Annotated in this window: 15 protein-coding genes; 8 read left to right on the forward strand and 7 right to left on the reverse strand. The window is 72.5% G+C overall.

Annotated elements, in window-relative coordinates; genetic code table 11:
* Positions 1 to 316: 316 nt before the first annotated feature.
* Both ACH4S9_RS26930 and ACH4S9_RS26935 read right to left on the reverse strand, forming a co-directional pair.
* Complete coding sequence (locus ACH4S9_RS26930) at positions 317 to 1,483, reverse strand: cation diffusion facilitator family transporter (RefSeq protein WP_358845095.1); 1,167 nt, start codon at positions 1,481 to 1,483, stop codon at positions 317 to 319.
* 143 nt (positions 1,484 to 1,626) lie between these two features.
* Positions 1,627 to 2,901 carry an MFS transporter gene (locus ACH4S9_RS26935; protein WP_398374127.1) on the reverse strand — a complete coding sequence of 425 codons (1,275 nt, stop codon included), beginning with the start codon at positions 2,899 to 2,901 and terminating at the stop codon, positions 1,627 to 1,629.
* A gap of 144 nt (positions 2,902 to 3,045) precedes the next feature.
* On the opposite strand from ACH4S9_RS26935, the gene ACH4S9_RS26940 reads away from it, so the two are divergent.
* Positions 3,046 to 3,387 carry an ArsR/SmtB family transcription factor gene (locus tag ACH4S9_RS26940; RefSeq protein WP_385340124.1) on the forward strand — a complete coding sequence of 114 codons (342 nt, stop codon included), beginning with the start codon at positions 3,046 to 3,048 and terminating at the stop codon, positions 3,385 to 3,387.
* Between the two features lie 11 nt (positions 3,388 to 3,398).
* Here ACH4S9_RS26940 and ACH4S9_RS26945 read toward each other — a convergent pair whose 3' ends face one another.
* A complete protein-coding gene (locus ACH4S9_RS26945) occupies positions 3,399 to 4,643 on the reverse strand; it encodes an MFS transporter (protein WP_311722026.1) in 1,245 nt (414 codons plus the stop codon).
* 147 nt (positions 4,644 to 4,790) lie between these two features.
* Positions 4,791 to 6,089, reverse strand: a complete 1,299-nt coding sequence (locus ACH4S9_RS26950) for an SGNH/GDSL hydrolase family protein (RefSeq protein WP_398374437.1) — start codon at positions 6,087 to 6,089, stop codon at positions 4,791 to 4,793.
* A gap of 256 nt (positions 6,090 to 6,345) precedes the next feature.
* Between ACH4S9_RS26950 and ACH4S9_RS26955 the strand changes: the two genes are divergently transcribed.
* Entirely contained in the window at positions 6,346 to 7,458 is a 1,113-nt protein-coding gene (locus ACH4S9_RS26955) for a helix-turn-helix domain-containing protein (protein WP_311722028.1), read from the forward strand.
* Positions 7,459 to 7,494: 36 nt separating this feature from the next.
* On the opposite strand, the gene ACH4S9_RS26960 is transcribed toward ACH4S9_RS26955, so the two are convergent.
* Positions 7,495 to 8,697 (reverse strand): helix-turn-helix domain-containing protein, encoded by a 1,203-nt coding sequence (locus ACH4S9_RS26960; protein WP_311722029.1) that lies wholly within the window; start codon positions 8,695 to 8,697, stop codon positions 7,495 to 7,497.
* Between the two features lie 125 nt (positions 8,698 to 8,822).
* Between ACH4S9_RS26960 and ureA the strand changes: the two genes are divergently transcribed.
* From ureA to ACH4S9_RS26985, 5 genes are all read left to right on the forward strand, one after another.
* Positions 8,823 to 9,446 carry an urease subunit gamma gene (gene ureA / locus ACH4S9_RS26965; RefSeq protein WP_311722030.1) on the forward strand — a complete coding sequence of 208 codons (624 nt, stop codon included), beginning with the start codon at positions 8,823 to 8,825 and terminating at the stop codon, positions 9,444 to 9,446.
* Entirely contained in the window at positions 9,443 to 11,128 is a 1,686-nt protein-coding gene (locus ACH4S9_RS26970) for an urease subunit alpha (protein WP_385340115.1), read from the forward strand. The genes ureA and ACH4S9_RS26970 overlap by 4 nt, the downstream gene beginning before the upstream one ends.
* A gap of 92 nt (positions 11,129 to 11,220) precedes the next feature.
* Positions 11,221 to 12,570, forward strand: coding sequence for an MFS transporter (locus ACH4S9_RS26975; RefSeq protein WP_311722032.1), 1,350 nt, complete (start codon positions 11,221 to 11,223; stop codon positions 12,568 to 12,570).
* Entirely contained in the window at positions 12,567 to 14,237 is a 1,671-nt protein-coding gene (locus tag ACH4S9_RS26980) for a thiamine pyrophosphate-dependent enzyme (protein ID WP_311722033.1), read from the forward strand. The genes ACH4S9_RS26975 and ACH4S9_RS26980 overlap by 4 nt, the downstream gene beginning before the upstream one ends.
* The gene (locus ACH4S9_RS26985) at positions 14,230 to 15,657 is read left to right on the forward strand and encodes an aminobutyraldehyde dehydrogenase (RefSeq protein ID WP_398374128.1); all 1,428 of its coding nucleotides are present in this window, start codon (positions 14,230 to 14,232) and stop codon (positions 15,655 to 15,657) included. The genes ACH4S9_RS26980 and ACH4S9_RS26985 overlap by 8 nt, the downstream gene beginning before the upstream one ends.
* A 21-nt stretch (positions 15,658 to 15,678) precedes the next feature.
* On the opposite strand, the gene ACH4S9_RS26990 is transcribed toward ACH4S9_RS26985, so the two are convergent.
* Complete coding sequence (locus ACH4S9_RS26990) at positions 15,679 to 16,905, reverse strand: MFS transporter (RefSeq protein WP_311722348.1); 1,227 nt, start codon at positions 16,903 to 16,905, stop codon at positions 15,679 to 15,681.
* A gap of 146 nt (positions 16,906 to 17,051) precedes the next feature.
* Here ACH4S9_RS26990 and ACH4S9_RS26995 point away from each other — a divergent pair, with 146 nt between their 5' ends.
* Complete coding sequence (locus ACH4S9_RS26995) at positions 17,052 to 17,603, forward strand: TetR/AcrR family transcriptional regulator (protein WP_385340109.1); 552 nt, start codon at positions 17,052 to 17,054, stop codon at positions 17,601 to 17,603.
* 44 nt (positions 17,604 to 17,647) lie between these two features.
* Here the strand turns inward: ACH4S9_RS26995 and ACH4S9_RS27000 are convergent, their stop codons facing one another.
* Positions 17,648 to 19,117 carry an ATP-binding protein gene (locus ACH4S9_RS27000; RefSeq protein WP_398374129.1) on the reverse strand — a complete coding sequence of 490 codons (1,470 nt, stop codon included), beginning with the start codon at positions 19,115 to 19,117 and terminating at the stop codon, positions 17,648 to 17,650.
* Between the last annotated feature and the right edge of the window lie 4 nt (positions 19,118 to 19,121).

Genomic DNA, 19,121 nt, shown 5'->3' on the forward strand with positions numbered 1-19,121 from the left:
GTCTCACTGATCCGATCGGGACAACTGAGACTTCCCAGCGTTCGGGGAGTCGGCGCGGCCGAAGATGGCCGGAATCGGGGAGGTGGCGCTTGGTTGACGAAGGTAGGAGGCGATGACGGCGCTGTCGATAGGTTGTCGATGATATTTTGTAAACAACCCATTGCCGTCATGTCACCTGCTCGTCGAAGCCGGAATGGGCGGGCGGCAGCTGAATTCCCGGAAAAGGGCATGCCGAATGGATCCAGGACCCTGACGCCAATGGGGCTGGACGAATGCCCGATGTGGCGGCCCCGGCCGTGTCAGCCGGGGCCTGATGTCATGTCATGTGGTGGGCGAGCGCCAGATGGGGGTCGTCCACGTCCGGTCCGAGAGCCGGGTCGGTGTGCACCAGGGCGGCGGTGAGCCGGGGCACCGCGTGGATCAGCGCATGCTCGACGTCGACCGCCACGCCGTGCGACTCCCGTACGCTCAGACCTCCGTCCACCTCGACCGTGGCCTCGGCGCGCAGCTTGTGCCCGATCCAGCGCATCCTCAGCTCACTCACGCCGCGCACCCCGGGAACCTCGCGCACCGCGGCCTCGCCTTTGTCGACGAGGGCGGGGTCGACGGAGTCCATGAGGCGGCGGAAGACCTCGCGTGCCGCGTCCTTGAGGACGAGCAGGATCGCGGCCGTGATGAGCAGGCCGACGATCGGGTCGGCGAGCTGCCAGCCGAGCGCGGCGCCGCCGGCGCCCAGCAGCACGGCGAGCGAGGTGAAGCCGTCGGTGCGGGCGTGCAGTCCGTCGGCGACCAGGGCGGCCGAGCCGATCTTCCGTCCGACCCTGATCCGGTAGCGGGCCACCCATTCGTTGCCGATGAAGCCGATGACCGCCGCGACCGAGACGATGCCCAGGTGGGAGACGTCGCGCGGGTTCATCAGCCGGTCTATGGCCTCGTAGGCGGCCAGGGCCGCCGAGGCGGCGATGGTGAGGACGATGGCAATTCCGGCCAGGTCCTCGGCGCGCCCGTAGCCGTAGGTGAACTTGCGGTTCGCCGCACGCCGTCCCAGGACGAAGGCCACGCCGAGCGGAAGCGCGGTCATCGCGTCGGCGAAGTTGTGGATGGTGTCACCCAGCAGCGCCACCGAACCGGAGATGAGGACGACCACGGTCTGGAAGATCGCGGTGGCGCCCAGGATCGCCAGGGAGAGCCAGAGGGCGCGCATGCCCTCGGCGGACGACTCCATCGCGGAGTCGACCTTGTCCGCCGCCTCGTGCGAGTGCGGCTTCACGACGTGGGTGACCTGGTGCTTCCAGCGGGACCAGCGGCCCTCGCCGTGGTCGTGGCTGTGGCCATGGTCGTGATCGTGGTCGTGCCCGTGGTCGTGGCTGTGCCCGTGATCGTGGTCATGCCCGTGGTCGTGCCCATGGTCATGAGCCGACGCGTGCGCCTTCGGGTGGGCATCTGCCGGGGCTGGGGGATGAGGGTGTTCGTGGGCCTTCATGCGTGGCTCACCTTCCAGGAATGTTGCCGCGGGGAGAACGGTGCCGGGGCACCCTCCTTTCATTATGTGCATACGCGTGCACCAATGCACTTGTAGGATCGTACGGAAAGATTTGAGTCACTGCCTGAGGGCGGTGAACGGCCTCACCGGGCTCGCGTGGGTTCCGGGTGCGCCGACCTCGGCAAGCCGGAGCCCGTTCCGGAGCGGTGGTCCGGGTCGTGCGACGGCCACAGCCACACCGCCAGCAGCGCCGCGGCGAAGGCGATCGCGCCCAGCGTGATCACCGCCGACTGGAGCCCGGCCGTCGCGCCGAGCCATCCGGCGAGCGGGTAGGTGAGCAGCCAGAAGGAGTGGGAGAGCGAGAACTGCGCGGCGAACACCGACGTGCGCTCCTCGGTCGGTGCCGAGCGGCGGACCAGGCGGCCGGCGGGCGTGAGCACCATCGAGCACGCGGCGCCGAACGCGGCCCACGCGGCGAGCAGCGCCGGCCATCGCCACCCTCCCGAGGAGGCCGCCGTCAGGGCGCCGAGCGCGACGTGGACGGCGGTGAGCAGGAGGGCGCCGCGCAGCATCACGGCCCGGTCCGTGACCCTGTCGAGGAGCCGGGGCAGCAGCAGGGCGACGGCCATCGAGCCCGTGCCGTACGCGCCGAGGGCGAGCGGCACATCGGCGGCGGAGCGGCCGAGATGGTCGCGCACGTACACCACGGTGTTGACGGTGACGGTCGCGCCGGCGGCGGCGACCGCGAGATTGAGGGCGAGCAGGGCGCGCAGCCGCGGAATGGCGAAGAAGAGCCGGGTGCCCGCGGTGGCCTTGGCGTAGGCGGAGCCGGTGCGGGGTGCGGCGACCGGCTTGGGCAGGACGGCGGAGACCACCAGCGCCGCCGAGGCCAGAAAGCCGAGCACGGTGCCGGTGAACAGCCAGTTGTAGCTGATCAGCGTGAGCAGCCCGGCCGCGAGCGCCGGGCTGAACAGGCTTTCCAGGTCGTAGGCGAGCCGCGAGAGGGAGAGCGCGTGGGTGTAGTCGCGCTCGGCGGGCAGGACCTCCGGGATGACGGCCTGGAAGGTGGGGGTGAAGGCGGCCGAGGCGGACTGGAGCGCGAAGACCAGGATGTATACCTGCCAGACGTGATCGACGAAGGGCAGCGTCAGCGCCACCCCGGCCCGGATCAGGTCCGCGCCGACCAGCAGCGCCCGGCGCGGCAGCCGGTCGGCGACGGCGCCGACGACCGGGGCGATCAGCACGTACGCCGCCATCTTGATGCCCAGCGCGGTGCCGAGCACCGAACCGGCGTCCGCCCCCGCGATGTCGTAGGCCAGCAGGCCCAGCGCGACGGTGGCCAGACCCGTTCCGACCAGAGCGATCACCTGAGCCGTGAAGAGAAGGCGATAGGTGCGGTCGCGCAGGACGGAGAGCATGCGGCGGTCCCTTGGTCGGAGGGGTGGGCGGCCGATCACTATACGTACAGATGCGCATCTGCGCACATGTGGAGGTGGGTTTCCGGTCATCGACATCGCCGCGAAGGCGAGCCCTAAGCTGTCCGCATGACGGATCGCGAACCGATGTCAACTGCACCTGATGCGCATCTGCGCCCGCCGGACGGTGCGCGCCTCGCCGAGGCGACCGGGGTGTTCGCGATGCTGGCCGACACGACCCGGCTGCATGTCCTGTGGCTGCTGGCGCAGGACGAGTCGGACGTCGGCTCGCTGGCCGAGCGGTGTGCGGCGTCGCGGACCGCTGTCAGCCAGCACCTGGCCAAGCTGCGGCTCGCGGGGCTCGTCGAGACGCGGCGCGAGGGCCGGCACATCTACTACCGGCTCAGCGACGGCCATCTGCGTCGCCTCGTCCTGGAAGCCCTCAGCCACGCGGACCATCGGGTGAGCGGCCAGGCGCCGCACGACTGAGTCACCGCCCCTCAGGTGAGGCTCGCGGCCTGCTCCTTCGCGGTCAGGGGCGCCTTCTCGCGGCGCGGGAGCAGCAGCGGGGTGGCCAGGAGGAGAATCCCGGCGACCGCGATCGCGGTGCGGGGGCTGGTGAGGGCGGCCAGCAGACCCCACACGGCGGTCAGGGCCGCGATGCTGAGGCTGCTGCTCACCGACCACGCGGACAGGGTGCGGGCGACCCGGTCGGGGGCGGTGTGGTCGAGCCGGTAGGTGGCCAGCACCGGGTTGTACACGGCGCAGCAGGTCACCAGGGCGAACTGGACGGCGATGATGAGTCCCATCCCGGGGACGCCGGGCTGGACGAACACCAGGCCGATGGGCCAGCAGGCGCGCAGCGCACCGGCGGTGAACATCACCTTGTGCCGCCCGAACCGCGGCACGAGCCGGCGCGCGAGGCGCGAGCCGACCAGGCCGCCGACGCAAGGCACCGCGAACACGAGGCCGTACTGCCACGGTGTGAACCCGAGGTCCTCCAGCAGGAGCACGGCGAGCAGCGGCTCCGTCACCATGATCAGGCCGTTGACCACGACCGTGTTGAAGAGCAGCGGGCGCAGCGTGGGGTGGGTGAGGATGTGGCGCCATCCTTCGAACAGATCGCCCGCTCGCAGCCGTGGTGTGCCGGACCGCGCGGGGCGCGGCTCCGTCCCGCCGATGGCGCGGATGCCCAGCGCCGAGAGCAGATAGCTGACCGCATCGGCCGCCACGGTCGTCACCGGTCCGAATATCGCGATCGAGGCCCCGCCGAGCGGTGGTCCGACCGTGGTCGCGCTCCACATCGTGGACTCGAACCGGGCGTTCGCGACGAGCAGGTCCTCCGGCGGGAGCAGCGCCTTCAGAAACGCGCCACTGGCCGCGTTGAAAGCGATGTTGGCCGCGGCGACGACCACGGAGACGACGAGGAGTTGGGTGAAGCTGAGCCGGCCGAGCGCGAACGCGAGGGGGACGCTCATCAGCGCCGTGAACCGGGTCAGGTCCATCGCCACCATGACCGGCCGCTTGCGGCGGAACTCCACCCACGGGCCGAGCGGCACCGCCACCACCGCTCCCACGGCCCGCCCCGCGGCGGACAGCGCCGCCACCTCGGTCGGCCCGGAGTGCAGCACGAGGATCGCGATCAGGGGGAACGCGCCGAACCCGAGCCCCGTGCCGTACGAGCTGACCGCGTATGAGGCCCAGAGCCAGCCGAACCGTCTCCCCAGCCCCCGCTTACCCGCCATACCCGACGCACCTCTCGCCGATCCGAACAGCCACACGCTGACCAACGGCATCAAAGCGAGTAGTGGATGGCGAGATCAAACAACCGTCGCGACGGGTAAGCACAACCATTCGTTGTGCGGACGGGGACACCATCGCCGACGTGCGTGTCAGTTGTAGCCGAAGCCGGGTGGCAGTGGCCGGTTCAGGAAGAGACGCAGGGGGAAGGCCTCGGCGAGCACGCGGTAGCCCTCGGGGTTGAAGTGCAGATGGTCACCCACGTCGAGGTCCGGGCGGAGGCGCCGTGGATCGTCCGTGTCCCGCACCGCCCTGTCCAGGTCCACGACCGCGTCGAAGCGACCGCTGGTGCGTATCCAGTCATTGACCCGCTGCCGTGTCGCTTCGCGGTGGCCCGCCGCGTCGTCGTAGGGGGTGTTGCCGCCGAACGGTGTGATGGTGGCCCCGTAGACGCGGATGCCCCGCGCGTGGGCGCGCATGACGATCTGGTCGTAGGCGGCGATGAGCTGGTCCGCGACGTCCCGCTGTGCGTCGGGGGTGGCAGGGGCGGTCCCGATGTCGTTGACGCCCTCGAAGACGACCAGAGAGGTGACACCGGGCTGCACCAGGACATCACGGTCCAGGCGGGAGAGGCCGCCCGGGCCCAACCCGTCATGGAGCACCCGGTTTCCGCCGGCCGCCTGGTTCAGCACCGCGGTGTCGGCCGTCCTGCGGTCCGTGCGCAGACGTGTCATCAGCCGGTCCGTCCACCGGTCGTTGTGGTTGGTGGTGGAGCCCCGCCCGTCGGTGAGCGAGTCCCCCAGCACGGCGGTGGCCCGGGTCCGCGCCGGCGACCACACCTCGACGGCGTTCAGGAAGTACCAGTGGTCGACCGGGGTCGCTCCCGCCAGGTCCGTGGCCTCGACATGGTCGCCGCGCAGCAGGTACGAGGTGGTGCGCGAGCCGGGGTGGGACGTGATGTCGGTCGACTGCTGGCCCGTGGCCAGATAGGCGGTCACGGTGAGGTTCGAGCCCGCCGGCAGCGTGAAGTCCAGGGGGTCGGAGACCACGTGCGCGCCGGTCGGCACGGTCGTCGAGGCCCGGCCGTGGAAGGTGACCGGCCGGGACGTGCCCGGTCTGATCGCGCTCACACCGGCCCGGCCGTCCACGGGCATGGCCACGGAGACCCTGGTGATGGGCAGCGGCGCACCGCCGAATGCATTGGAGAAGCGCAGCCGCAGATGGCTGCCGCCCACCGACACATGCACGGTCTGCCGGAGTGTGCTGTCGGCGAGGACCGTGCCGTCCTGGGTGTAGGGCGCGGGCGGCATGTTTCCCGGCTCGGTCAGCTGGGGCATGGCGGTCCAGGTGCCAACCCAGTGGGTGCCCGCGGGCGGTGCGCCCGGGCCTGCCTCGGCCGGTTCGGTGCGCGCCTCGCTCCTCTCGGCCCCCTGGGCGCCGGACACCAGCATCACCACGGGCACAACCGCGGCGAGTGCGGCCGCCGTCAGCAGACTCAGTCTTCGGGTGTTCTTTCGCACGGATCATCTCTTTCCGGGCAGGGGGCAGGATGCGTGCCGGACCGTCGTCGGTGTCGACGCACCCCACCCTTCCCACCGACGGTCCGCGGTACGCCGCGTTGGGGGGCGGGGGTACTTCGCCGCGTTGGGATACTCAGAACATCTGGATTCCCCGGATATCCTGGCGCGGGCACGGAAGGGAGTCGTGATGGTTCGCCTGACTCGGGCGCAGCAGCAGGAACACACGCGTGCGGCGGTGCTGGCCGCGGCGCGGGAGGAGTTCGCCGACCGCGGATACGCCGAGGCGAAGGTCGACCGGATCGCCGAGCGAGCCGAACTGACCCGTGGCGCGGTGTACTCGAACTTCCCGAGCAAGCGGGCCCTGTATCTCGCGGTGCTGGTCGACATGGCGGGCGCGGCCGCCACCGAGGAGGTCCCGCGGAAGTCGCCGGCGTCGGTGGCCGATGCCCTGGGGGCGTTCGCCCGGGTCTGGCTCGAACGGCTGCCGCTGGTCGGCGAGGGGTCGGCGGGCGGCCATCTGCGCCTGCGCTCGCTGTCCGGCGTGCTCGACGACGACCGGGCCCGGGCCGGGCTGGCCCAGGTCGTCCGGCTGGAGGCCCTGCTGCTCGCGCTGGCGATCGAAACACACCATCCCCGGGACACGGCGCGGGTGCGGCGGGTGCGGCTGGCCGAGTTGGCGCTGACGCTGTTGAACGGCTCGGCGGGCCTGGCGGAGACGGCGCCGGGATTCGGCGACCCCTTCGACGTGGCGCGCGCGTGTGAGCATCTGGCCGGGATCGACCTCGCCGATGTGTGGGACCCGCCGCACCTGCCCTATGTACCCCCGGCGCACCCCTGCGACGAGGCCTGGATCCCGCCGGCCGAGGTGTCCGACGAGATCACCGGCCGCCGCGTCGCCCTCGACGCCGATGGCGTGATCGCGGTCCTGGGGACCGGCCGGCTGGCCGCGGCCGAGGAGGCCGTCCGCGGCGCACCCCCCGGAGAGCAGGTGACCGTGGCCGTCGTGACGAGCGATCCGGCCGAGATCGGGCGGCTCGTCCGGCTCCGGGTCGGCGACCTCGGCGGCTGTCTGCGGCGCGTGTTCGCCCCCGACGCGTGGCCGGGCCTTCGTCTGGTTCTCGACGACCGCGCCCTGACCGCCTCGGCGCTCGGCCTCACGGATGCCGACGACGCGACCGAGGCCGCGGTGCGCGTCCGGGACGGCAGGATCGTCGCCCGGGCCGAGGGCCGGGGCGCGGTCCACGCCGCGGCGACCGCCGACGCCCCGAAGGCCCCGCGATCCCGCCGCAGCGGAGCGTAACCCCGCCCGATTCGACCCACCGTCATGGCCGTGGGCTCAGCCGGTGTCCGCCACCCCGTCACGCCGTGCCCGGGCTCGCAGGGCCAGGGCGATGAGGGCGGCGTCCTCGGGGCGGCGTACGTCGCGACCGGTGAGTTCGCAGAAGCGGTTGAAGCGGTGCTGAACGGTGTTGCGGTGGCAGTACACGGCCGCGGCCGTGTCGGCTATCGCACCGTTCCCGGTGAGATGGACATGCACGGTGCGCAGCAGCCGTTCCTTCTCGGCGTCGCTGACGTCAGGCCGGTCGAGTCCGCCGAGCACATCGTCGACGAGGTCGTGCGCGAGCTCCGAGGTGTGGTGGACCAGGACGTCCAGCCAGCTCTCCCGCAGCCACCGCGGCCCGCGGGCGTCCGCGGGCAGACTGCGCGCCGTGGTGATGGCCAGCCGGACCGCTCGCGGTACGTCGGCCAGGCGGCCGGCGGTGGATGACACCCCGCAGGGCGTGTCCCCCAGGTGTCCCAGCACGGTGCGGGCGGTGGTGCGCGGCCCGAGCTGGGCGGTGAGGACCACGGCCGAATCGAGGGCCTGCTGCTGGACCGGCACCCCCGCGGTGCGCAGCTCCGTGGCGGCCTGGCGCAGCGCGGCGCCGTGTTGCGCGGCAGTGGCGGCGCACAGGTACTCCCCGCTGATCTGGAAGCCGAGGGCCAGCGCGGTGTCACCCACCACGGTCGGATTGCGGCCGTCGCAGTCCATCAGGCGGGCGAACCACATCTGACGTTCGTCGTCGGCGAGGCGCCCCATCTCCAGCACGGTGCGCTGGTAGGCGGTCATGATGCCGGTGACATGGCGCTCGACGGCCTCCCAGACGTAGTACGCGGAGGCCACCAGGTGCGTCATGTTCCGGTTCTCGGCCCGCCGCACCAGGGCCGTCCACACCACCCGGAAGTCCAGCCGGGCCGCGTCCAGCAGGGCCTCCAGCGGGACCCCCTGCCGTGCGCGCCGCGTCCCGACCCGCTCGGACACCTTGGCCATGTGGTCGGGCACGGGCAACTGGGCGACGGTGCGCAGCAGCATCTCCAGGGCGTGTCGCGCGGAGTCCCGGAAGTCGGCGTCCGGCACGCGGTCGGCGTAGGTCCTGCGGATGGGGCCCACCACGTCGATCCACAGATCGATCAGCCCGTCGAGGTCGGCCAGGCACTCCCGGGCGAGCTCGGCGATGCGTGGGTCGGGGGGAGGGAAGGCGACGGCCGCATTGTGCATGTGCACGATTCTGGGCGGCGTATCGGATGCATTTCAACCTTGGCTGGATTCCATCGTCCCGGGATTCTGATGTGACCCACCCCGGGCGTCACGCGCCGGGGTCTACCGTCCAGGAGGTCACCGCAGTGCATCTGACCCCTCGCGAAGTGGAGCGTGTCCAGCTCTTCACCGTCGCCGAGATGGCCCGCCGCCGCCGTGCGCGCGGCCGGCGGCTGAACGCCCCGGAGGCCATCGCCCTCATCTGCGACGAGATGCTGGAGGCGGCCTGGGACGGGGCGAGCCTGGACGAGGTGATCGAGGTCGGGCGGTCGTTGCTGACCGTGGACGACGTGCTGGAGGGCGTGCCCGCGCTCGTGGGTACGGTCCAGGTCGAGGCGCTGTTCCCGAGCGGAACGGCCCTGGTCGCGGTGGAGAACCCGATCGCGGGCGGTGGCGAGGGCCACGCTCCCGGCGCGGTCCGCCCGGCCGGGGAGCCGGTGGTGATCAACGCGGGGCGGCCCCGGCTGCGGCTGACGATCCGTAACAACGGCGACCGCACCGTCTATCTCTCCTCGCACTATCCGCTCGCCGAGGCCAACCCCGCCCTCGGACTGGACCGCGCGGCCGCCGCCGGGATGCGGCTGGACATCGCGGCGGGGACGGCCCTGGCCTTCGAGCCGGGGACCGCCCGCGAGGTGGACCTGGTGGCCGCCCGCCACGACGGCGCGGCCGCCCACCACGACGCGGACGAACAGGAGGAGTCGGCGTGACACGGCTCGACCGGCGCACCTACAACGCCCTCTACGGCCCCACCACCGGTGACCGTGTCCGCCTGGGCGACACCTGTCTGTGGATCGAGGTGGAGACCGACGACGGCACCCCCGGCGACGAACTGCTCGGCGGCTGCGGCAAGACCGTCCGCGACGGACTGCTGGCCTCCCCGCGCTCCGACCGGGACTCGGCCCTGGACCTGGTGGTCTCCAGCGTGGTGCTGCTCGACCCCGTCCTCGGTGTCCGCAAGACCGACATCGGGGTCAAGGACGGGCGGATCGTCGCGGTCGGCGGGGTCGGCAACCCCGATCTGAGGCCCGTGGACTTCGCCATCGACTCGCACACCGCGGTGGTCACGGGGGAGGGGCTGATCGCCACCCCCGGCATCGTGGACAGCCATGTGCATCTGTCCTCCCCACAGGTGGCCCCCGCCGCGCTCGCCTCCGGCGTCACCACGGTCGTGGGCATGGGGCTCGGCGGGGTCTGGGATATCGGCTGCAACCCGGCCCACAATCTGCACACCCTCATGAGCTCCTGGCGCGGCACCCCGCTCAACGTCGCCTTCCTCGGCCGCGGTTCCTCCAGTTCCCGCGCCCTGCTGGACGAGTCGGTGCTCGCCGGGGCCGGCGGCTTCAAGATCCATGAGGACTTCGGCGCCACCCCGCGCATCATCGATACCTGCCTGACCACGGCCGAACACGCCGACCTGCCCGTCGCGCTGCACACCGACTCGATGAACGAATCCGGCTATCTGCGCGACACCGTGAGCGCGACGCGCGGCCGTACCGTGCACGCGTACCACGTCGAGGGCGGCGGCGGACACCCCGATCTGCTGGAGATCCTCTCCGAGCCGAACATCCTGCCCTCCTCGACCACCCCCACCATCCCGTACACGGCGAACACCGTCGGCGAGCTGTTCCCGATGACGATGACCGTGCACCGGCAGAACCATCACGTCGACACCGACGTCGAGATCTCCCGCGGCCGCATCCGCGGCCACGCCATCGCCGCCGAGAACGCGCTGCACGACCTCGGCGCCATCAGCATCGTCAACTCCGACTCGATGGGCATGGGCCGCATCGCCGAGACCGTACGGCGCACCTGGCAGCTCGCCCATGTCCAGGCGCTGCGCGCGGGCGAGGGCGGAGTGGAGCGGCCCGCCAACGAGCGGGTGCTGCGCTATCTCGCCAAAATCACCCTCAACCCGGCCATTGCCCACGGCCTCGCCCACGAGGTCGGCACCCTCCGGCCCGGACGCCTCGCCGACCTCGTGCTGTGGCATCCGGCCTGGTTCGGCACCAAGCCCGAACTCGTCCTCAAGGGCGGCTTCGTGGCCTGGGGCAACAGCGGCTCCGGCTCGGGGTCGACGCGGCTGACCCAGCCCCGCGCCTACGGCCCGTACTTCGGCGGCCTCGGCGACGCACCGTCCCGGCTGTCGCGGATCTTCGTCGCCCAGGCGGCGCTCGATGACACCCGGGCCCGCGCCGCCCTCCCCGGCGGGCTGCGCTACGCGGCGGTGCGCGGCGCCCGCGGGCTGACCCGCGCCGACATGCTCCACAACACCGCGACCCCGCGGGTGGAGGTGCCCCGTGAGCCCGCGCCCGTCCTCGTGGACGGTGTGCCCACCATCACCGACCCCGCTGTCGAACTGCCGCTCGCCCAGCTCCACCACCTGGCCTGACCGACGGCGCTCCGCATCATCCTCATCCCCAGCCCCCGCCCGGGCCGCAGCCTGCCCGCGCGGCGCGGCCCCTCCGTCCCCATGGAGACCCCGTGAGCACCACGACGACGCAACCACCCGGCCCGAGCGCCAGAGACATCAAGCGGCTGTTGTCCGCCGCGTTCATCGGCACCGCCCTGGAGTGGTACGACTACTTCCTCTACGGCACCGCCGCCGCCCTCGTCTTCAACAAGCTCTTCTTCCCCTCCCTCGACCCGACGACCGCCACCATCGCCTCGTTCGTCACCTTCGCCGTCGGATTCCTCGCCCGGCCGATCGGCGCCGCCATCTTCGGACACATCGGCGACCGCTACGGACGCAAGGCGGCGCTCATCATCACCGTCGTCCTGATGGGCGCCTCCACCGGCTGCATCGGACTGCTCCCGGACTATGACGCGATCGGTGTCTGGGCACCCGCCCTGCTCGCCACCCTCCGCTTTCTCCAGGGCATCTCGGTCGGCGGCGAGTGGAGCGGCGCCATGCTGCTCACCCTGGAACACACCCCGAAGGAGAAGCACGGCAGCTACTCCTCCGTCCCCCAACTCGGCTCGCCCGTCGGCACGTTGCTCTCCAGCGGCGCCTTCGCCCTGGTGGGGATGTTGCCCGACGACGCCTTCTACTCGTGGGGCTGGCGCATCCCCTTCCTCGCCGCCTTCGCCCTGCTCGGCTTCGCCCTCTATCTGCGGCTGCGCATCGAGGAGTCCCCGGTCTTCCGCGCCATGCACGCCGACGCCGAGCGCGACGGGCCGCCGTCCGCCCCGCTGATCGAGGCGTTCCGCACGACCTGGGGGCGCATGCTCATCGGAGTGGCCGCGGCCTTCCTCGGCATCGGCGGCTTCTTCCTGCTGACCACATACGTCATCTCCTACGGCACCGAGCGACTCGGCATCGGCAAGTCCGTGATGATCAACGCCACCCTGCTCGCGGCCGTCGCCGAGATCGCCGTCATCGTGATCGCCGGGCGGCTCGCCGACCGGGTGGGCGCCTGGAAGGTGTGCGCCGTCGGCGGCGTCGTCTCCGTGCTGGCGGCCTTCCCCGCCTTCTGGCTCATCGACACCCGGCAGACCGAGTCCGTGCTGCTCGGTGTCTCCCTCGGCGTGGCCGCCATCTCCATCCCGTACGCGGCCATCGGCGCCGTCGTCACCGGGATGTTCCCCGACACCGTGCGCTACAGCGCGGTCGCCATGTCGTACAACCTCGCCGGTGTGCTGGGTGGCCTGGTGCCCCTGGTCGCCGCATGGCTGACCGGCCTCGCCGACGGCGCCTCCTGGGGCGTGGCGCTGCTCCTGATCCTCATCGCGGCCTGCACGGCGACCGGCTCCTACCTCGCCGGACCGCCGCTCCAGCGCCGCCTCGGCTCCTCCTCACCGGAACACCCCGCAACCGTGAAGGCCACCGCATGACACCGCAGTACCCCGCCCGCACCGGCGGGCAGGTCCTGATCGACCAGCTCATCCGGCACGGTGTGGACACCGTGTACGGCGTCCCCGGCGAGAGCTATCTCGCCGCGCTCGACGCTCTCCACGACGCGTCCGTCCGGATGGTCGTCTGCCGCCACGAGGGCGGCGCGGCCTATATGGCCGAGGCGCACGGGAAGCTCACCGGCCGCCCCGGGGTGTGCTTCACCACCCGTGGCCCCGGCGCCACCAACGCCCTGGTCGCCCTGCACACCGCCGAGCAGGACGCCACCCCGCTCGTGCTCTTCGTCGGGCTGGTGCCGCGCGGCCACACCGACCGCCGCTCCTTCCAGGAGCTCGATCTGCGCGCCACCTTCGGCGCCTGCGCCAAGCGCGTCGAGACCATCGACGACGCCGCCCGGATCCCCGAGTACATCGCCCGCGCCTTCGCTACCGCCACCGGCGGACGGCCCGGCCCGGTCGTCCTCGGACTGCCCGAGGACATGCTGACCGATACGGTACGGGTGTCCGACGCGGCCCCGGTGCCCGAGCCCGAAGGCGCCGTCTCGACCTCCCAACTGGACGCGCTCGCCGAGCTGTTGGACGCAGCCGAGCGCCCGCTCCTGGTGCTCGGCGGCAGCCGCTGGACCCCCGGGGCCCGGGCGGACCTCCGGGACTGGGCCGAAGCGTGGTCGCTGCCGGTCGCGGTCGACTTCCGCTGCCAGGACCTCCTCGACAACGACAGCGAGGTCTACGCCGGAGCCCTCGGCTACGGCAGATCCGACGCGCTGGCCACCCGGCTCCGCGACGCCGACCTGCTGATCTGCGTCGGCGCCGCCCCCGGTGACGTCACCACGGACGGCTTCACCCTGCTGACCGCCGACGGGACGGAACCGCGCGTCGTGCTCGCCCTCCCCGAGGCCGGGGCCCCCGGGCTGCTCCGCGCCCCCGACCTCACCCTGCTCGCCGCGCCGCAGGCCTTCGGGCTGGCCGTACGGAACCTGCGCCCCGCCGCGCCCGTGGCGTGGGCCGCGCGGACCAAGGAGGACCGTGCCGCGCATCTCGCCCACCGCGCACCGGTCCACGACGACGACCGGCTGGATCTCGGCGCCGTCTTCGCCGAGCTGGACTTCCGCCTGCCGCACGACACCATCGTCACCTTCGGCGCCGGAAACCACGCCCTGTGGGCCCAGCGCTTCCTCACCTACCGCGACGGCGCCCGCCAGCTCGCCCCGCGCAACGGCTCCATGGGATACGGCATCCCCGCCGCGGTGGCGGCGGCCATCGCCCACCCCGGCCGCCAGGTGGTCTCCGTCGCCGGCGACGGCTGCTTCCTGATGAACGGCCAGGAACTCGCCACGGCGGTGGCGGAAGGCGCCGCCCCGCTCGTGCTCGTCGTCGCCAACGGCACGTACGGCACCATCCGGCAGCACCAGGAGCAGCACTACCCCGGCCGGGTCAGCGGCACCGGGCTGGTCAACCCCGACTTCGCGGCGTACGCCCGCGCCTTCGGCGCCCATGGCGAAACCGTCGCCGCCACCGAGGAGTTCGCCCCCGCCCTCGACCGCGCGCTCGCCAGCGGCACCGCCGCCCTGATCGAGCTCAGGACCGAGGGCCGGCTGGCCCCCGGCGAAACCGTCGCCCGCCCCGGCAAGGAGCACCAGGATGGCTGATCTGACCCTGCACAACATCGTCGACGGCGAAACCGTCGCCGTGACCGGGCGCATGACCCTCACCGACCCCGCGACCTGCGAGGTCTACGGCACCGCGCCCCGGTCGACCGCCGCCGACGTCGACACCGCGGTCGCCGCCGCCCGCCGCGCCTTCACCACCTGGCGCCGCACCACTCCGGCCGAGCGCCAGGCCGCCCTGCTGCGCCTGGCCGACCTGTTCGCCGAGAACGCCGACCGCCTGCTGGACGCGGAGGTGCGGAGCACCGGCAAACCACGGGAGACCACCCGCGCGGCGGAGGTCGACCGGTGCGTGGACCAGCTGCGCTTCTTCGCCGGGGCCGCCCGGGTCCTGGAAGGGCTGGCCGCGGGGGAGTACGCCGAGGGGCACACCTCCTACCTCCGGCGGGAGCCGGTCGGTGTCATCGGCCAGGTGACCCCGTGGAACTACCCGCTGATGATGGCGGTGTGGAAGCTCGGCCCGGCCCTGGCGGCCGGGAACACGGTCGTCCTGAAACCCTCCGACACCACACCGTGGTCCACCGTGCTCCTCGGCGAGCTGGCCGCCCGCGTCTTCCCGCCCGGCGTCGTCAACATCGTCTGCGGCGACCGGGACACCGGCCGGGCCCTGGTCTCACACCCGGATGTCGACATGGTGGCCATCACGGGCAGCACCCGGGCCGGAGCCGAGGTCATGAGCGCCGCCGCGGCCGATCTGAAGAACGTCCACCTGGAACTCGGCGGCAAGGCCCCCGCGATCGTCTTCGCCGACGTCGACCCGGTGCGCACCGCCCGTGCCCTGGCCGACGCCGCGTTCTTCAACGCGGGCCAGGACTGTACGGCTGTCACCCGGGTGCTCGTCCAGCGCGAGGCCCATGACGCGCTCCTCGCGGCCCTCGTCGCGGCGGCCCGCGACACCCGCACCGGGCCGCCGTCGGAGGAGGCGTTCTACGGCCCGCTGAACAACGCGGACCAGGCCGAACGGGTGGCGTCGGTCGTCGCCGGGCTGCCCGCCCACGCCGTGGTGGAGACCGGCGGCACCCGGCTCGACCGCCCCGGCCACTTCTTCGCCCCGACCGTGGTCTCCGGCGTACGGCAGGATGACGCCGTGGTCCAGCGGGAGACTTTCGGCCCGGTCGTCACCGTCCAGCCCTTCGACACCGAGGAGGAGGCCCTGGCGCTGGCCAACGGCGTCGACTACGGACTGGCGTCCAGCGTCTGGACCACCGACCTGGGCCGCGCGACCCGGATCGGGGCGGAACTGGACTTCGGCTGCGTCTGGCTCAACTGCCACCAGGTGATCGTGGCCGAGCTGCCCCACGGCGGCTACAAGCAGTCCGGCGCCGGGCGTGACCTCAGCCGCTACGGATTCGATGACTACACGCGGGTCAAGCACGTGATGATCTCCCACGCCGCGCCCTGAGCCACCGCCCGCCCGTACCGCTCAGCTGTGCCGGCGTGCCTGGTCCAGTTGGGCATGACCGGCCGCCGGAGCGGGCCCGGCGACCGGAGGCGAGGCGGCAGGGGCGGTGCGGGCGGTGACCACCATGACGGCGAGACCGAGCGCCACGACCGCGGCGCCCACGTACAGCGGCGCGGTGTACCCCAGGCCGGCGCTGATCGCGAGGCCGCCGAGCCAGGCGCCCAGGGCGTTGCCGACGTTGGAGGCCGAGACGTTGGCACTGGCGGCGAGCGGCGCGCCGCCGGCGGCGTCCGTGACGCGGGTGATCATGCCGGGGACGGCGGCGAACCCGAAGACGCCCATCAGGAAGACCAGGACCACCGCTGCGACCCGGCCTTCGGCCAGCAGCCCGAACGCCGCGAGCGTGGCGGCGAGTCCCGCCAGGGACACGATCAGCGTGCGGTCGCGGTCACGGTCGGCGGCCCGGCCCCCGACGATGTTGCCGATCACCAGGCCGCTGCCGTAGACGACGAGCAGCCAGGCGACATCGGTGTCGGAGAAGCCGGTGACCTCGGTGAAGGTGTACGCGATATAGCTGAACGCCCCGAACATGCCGCCGTAGCCGAGCGCGGTGGCGCCGAGGGTCAGCCAGACCTGCCAGGAACGGAAGGCGCGTAGCTGGGGGCGCAGGCCGCCCGCCCGGTGGGCCTGGTCCACGGCGCCGGCCCAGGCCGGGACCCACACCGCGATGGCGGCCACGGCCAGCACGCCGATCCCGGTGATCGCCCAGAACGTGGCGCGCCAGCCCCAGCGTTCGCCGACCAGGGCGCCGAACGGCACCCCCAGCACATTGGCGACCGTCAGCCCGGCGAACATCACGGCGACCGCGCGCGAGGCCCGCTCCGGCGGGACCATGCGGCGGGCGACGAGCGAGCCGATGCCGAAGAAGGAGCCGTGACACAGGGCGGCGACGACGCGGCCGAGCATCGCCACGGCGTAGCTGGGCGCGACGGCGGACAGCAGGTTGCCGAGGACGAACAGCGCCACCAACCCGACGAGTACGGCCTTGCGGTGGAGGCGGGTGGTGGCGGCGGTCAGCAGGATGGCGCCGATCGCGACGCTCAGGGCGTATCCCGAGATGAGCCACCCGGCCGCGGCCTCGGACACCTCCAGGTCGCGGCTCACCTGGGGCAGCAGGCCCGCGATCACGAACTCGGTCAGACCGATCCCGAAGCTGCCGAGCCCGAGCGCGATCAACCCGGCGGGCATCCGCCGCGCGTCCCCGTCCTGTCCGATGTTCACGCAAACATCATGGAGTCCGGCGGCCGAAGAGGGCAAGGTCTTCCTCGCCGCCGGCTCCTGACCGAGACGGTCACGCATTCAAAACCGCGCCGTCCGAACGGTACGGTGACGGTATGCGACCGAGTCAGAAGAACGTGATCCTGGATGCCGCGATCCGTGTGACGGAGCGGGACGGGATCACCGGCCTGACCCTGGAGTCGGCGGCCGAGGAGGCCGGCGTCACCAAGGGCGGACTGATGTACCACTTCCGCACTCGGGACGATCTGTTGGTGGCCATTCAGAAGCATCTGACCCGGAGCTGGGAGGAGCTGCTCGAAGCGGAACTGGGCAAGCCGCTGGAGGAGGCGACCGAGCGGGAGACCGTGGCGGCGTACACCCGGGTGGGCGCTCAGGGCGCGGCGAGCAAGGCCGACCTCGCCTTCATGGTCGAGTCGGCGACCAGCCCGGAGCTCGCCGCCGTCTGGGACGACCACATCACCCGCTGGGCGCCGCCTCCCGCGTCCGCCGAGCCGCACGACATCGACCTGCTTCTCGCGCGGCTCGCCGTCGACGGCCTGTGGCTGCTGAAGGCCACCAGCCCGATCCCGCTCCCGGAACCGGTCATGGCGGCCCTGCGGGCACGGCTGGCCCAGTTGACCGAAGGGGAGAGCGACAAGGCCGAGTGACGGGGCGGCCCCGCGGTCCCGTTCCGGCAGGGGCTGTGGGGCGCTCAGCCGTGCAGGGGGAGAAGCATCCGGAAGGTGGCGCCCTCGCCCGGGGCCGTGCGGACCTCCACCCGGCCGTGGTGGGCCGTCACCAGGGAGTCGACGATCGCGAGGCCGAGGCCCGCGCCCCCGCTCTCGGTGCGGCCGCGGGCGTCGTCCGCGCGGTAGAAGCGGTCGAAGACCCGGGCGGCCTGCTCCTCGGACATCCCCGGACCCTCGTCCTGGAGTTCCAGAACCGCCAGGCCGTCCTGGGTGCCGACGCCGATCCGCACCGGGGTGCCGGGCGGGGTGTGGGCCACCGCGTTGCCGACGAGGTTGGAGGTCACCTGCCGCAGCCTCGCCTCGTCGCCGAGCACCGGCGCGCCCCCCGGCGGGCCGCCGTCGGGGCCGGTGAGGGTGACGGGGCGCCGTGGATCGAGCGCGCGGAGGTCGTGCAGGGCGTCGGCGGCCAGGGTGCGCAGGTCCATGGGGGTGAGCCGGAGCGGGAAGCCCGCCGCGGCGGCGTGCTCGTCGAGGCGGGCCAGCAGCAGCAGGTCTTCGACCAGCCGCACCAGCCGTGCCGCTTCCCGCTCGATGCGGCTCATCGCGGCATCGACATCGGCCCGCTCGGGCATGCCGCCCATCCGGTACAGCTCGGTGAACCCCTTGATGCCGAAGAGGGGGGTGCGCAGTTCGTGTCCGGCGTCCGCGATGAACCGGCGCATGAGCTCGGCGGCGGCCGCCCGAGCGGCGTCACTCGCCTCGATCCGGTCCAGCATGCCGTTGAGCGCCGCGGCCAGCCGGCCGAGTTCGGTGCGGGAGGCGGCCAACTCCGGGACCCGGCTGGACAGGTCGCCGTCCGCGATGGCCGCCGCGGTGGTCTCGATCCGGCGCAGCGGACGCAGCCCGGCGCGCACGGCGAACCACCCGGCCACGCCGAGCAGGGCCAGCACCAGGGAGTCGATGAGCAGCACCCGGGCGCCGAGCTGCGTCATGGTGGCGTCGACCTGGGCGAGCGAGCCGGCGATCATGACGCTGCGGCCGTTCCGTCCCCCCGGCGCGTCGAGCGGCACGGCGATCACCCGCCAGGACTCGTCGCCGTCGACGGCCGGGACCTCGAACGGCCTGCGGTCACGTTCGGCGACCGCCGCCGCGTCGAGCGGGGGCAGCGATGGAGAGCTCCGTACGGCCGGGCGGACGACCCGCTGCACGCGGCCGCTCGGCGCGAGGTAGGCGAGATAGACATCGCCGGTCAGGTGTCGCTCCACGGTGGCCCGCACCCGCGGAGCCTGGTCGCCCGCCACGTCGGACAGGTCGGTGAGGCCCGCGGCGACCGTGGCGGCGGTGCGGAGCCGGCCGTCCAGCTGACGCACCAGGTCTCGCTGGAGCAGGACGACGACCAGGGCGTTGCTGCCGAGCAGGGCGACCACGAGCAGCAGCAGGGAGATCGCCAGCAGCCGCCCGCGCAGCGAGAGCCGACCCCGTAAACCGCGCATGTGC

It is taken from the genome of Streptomyces sp. NPDC021225 (genome assembly GCF_044332865.1).
GTDB lineage: Bacteria > Actinomycetota > Actinomycetes > Streptomycetales > Streptomycetaceae > Streptomyces.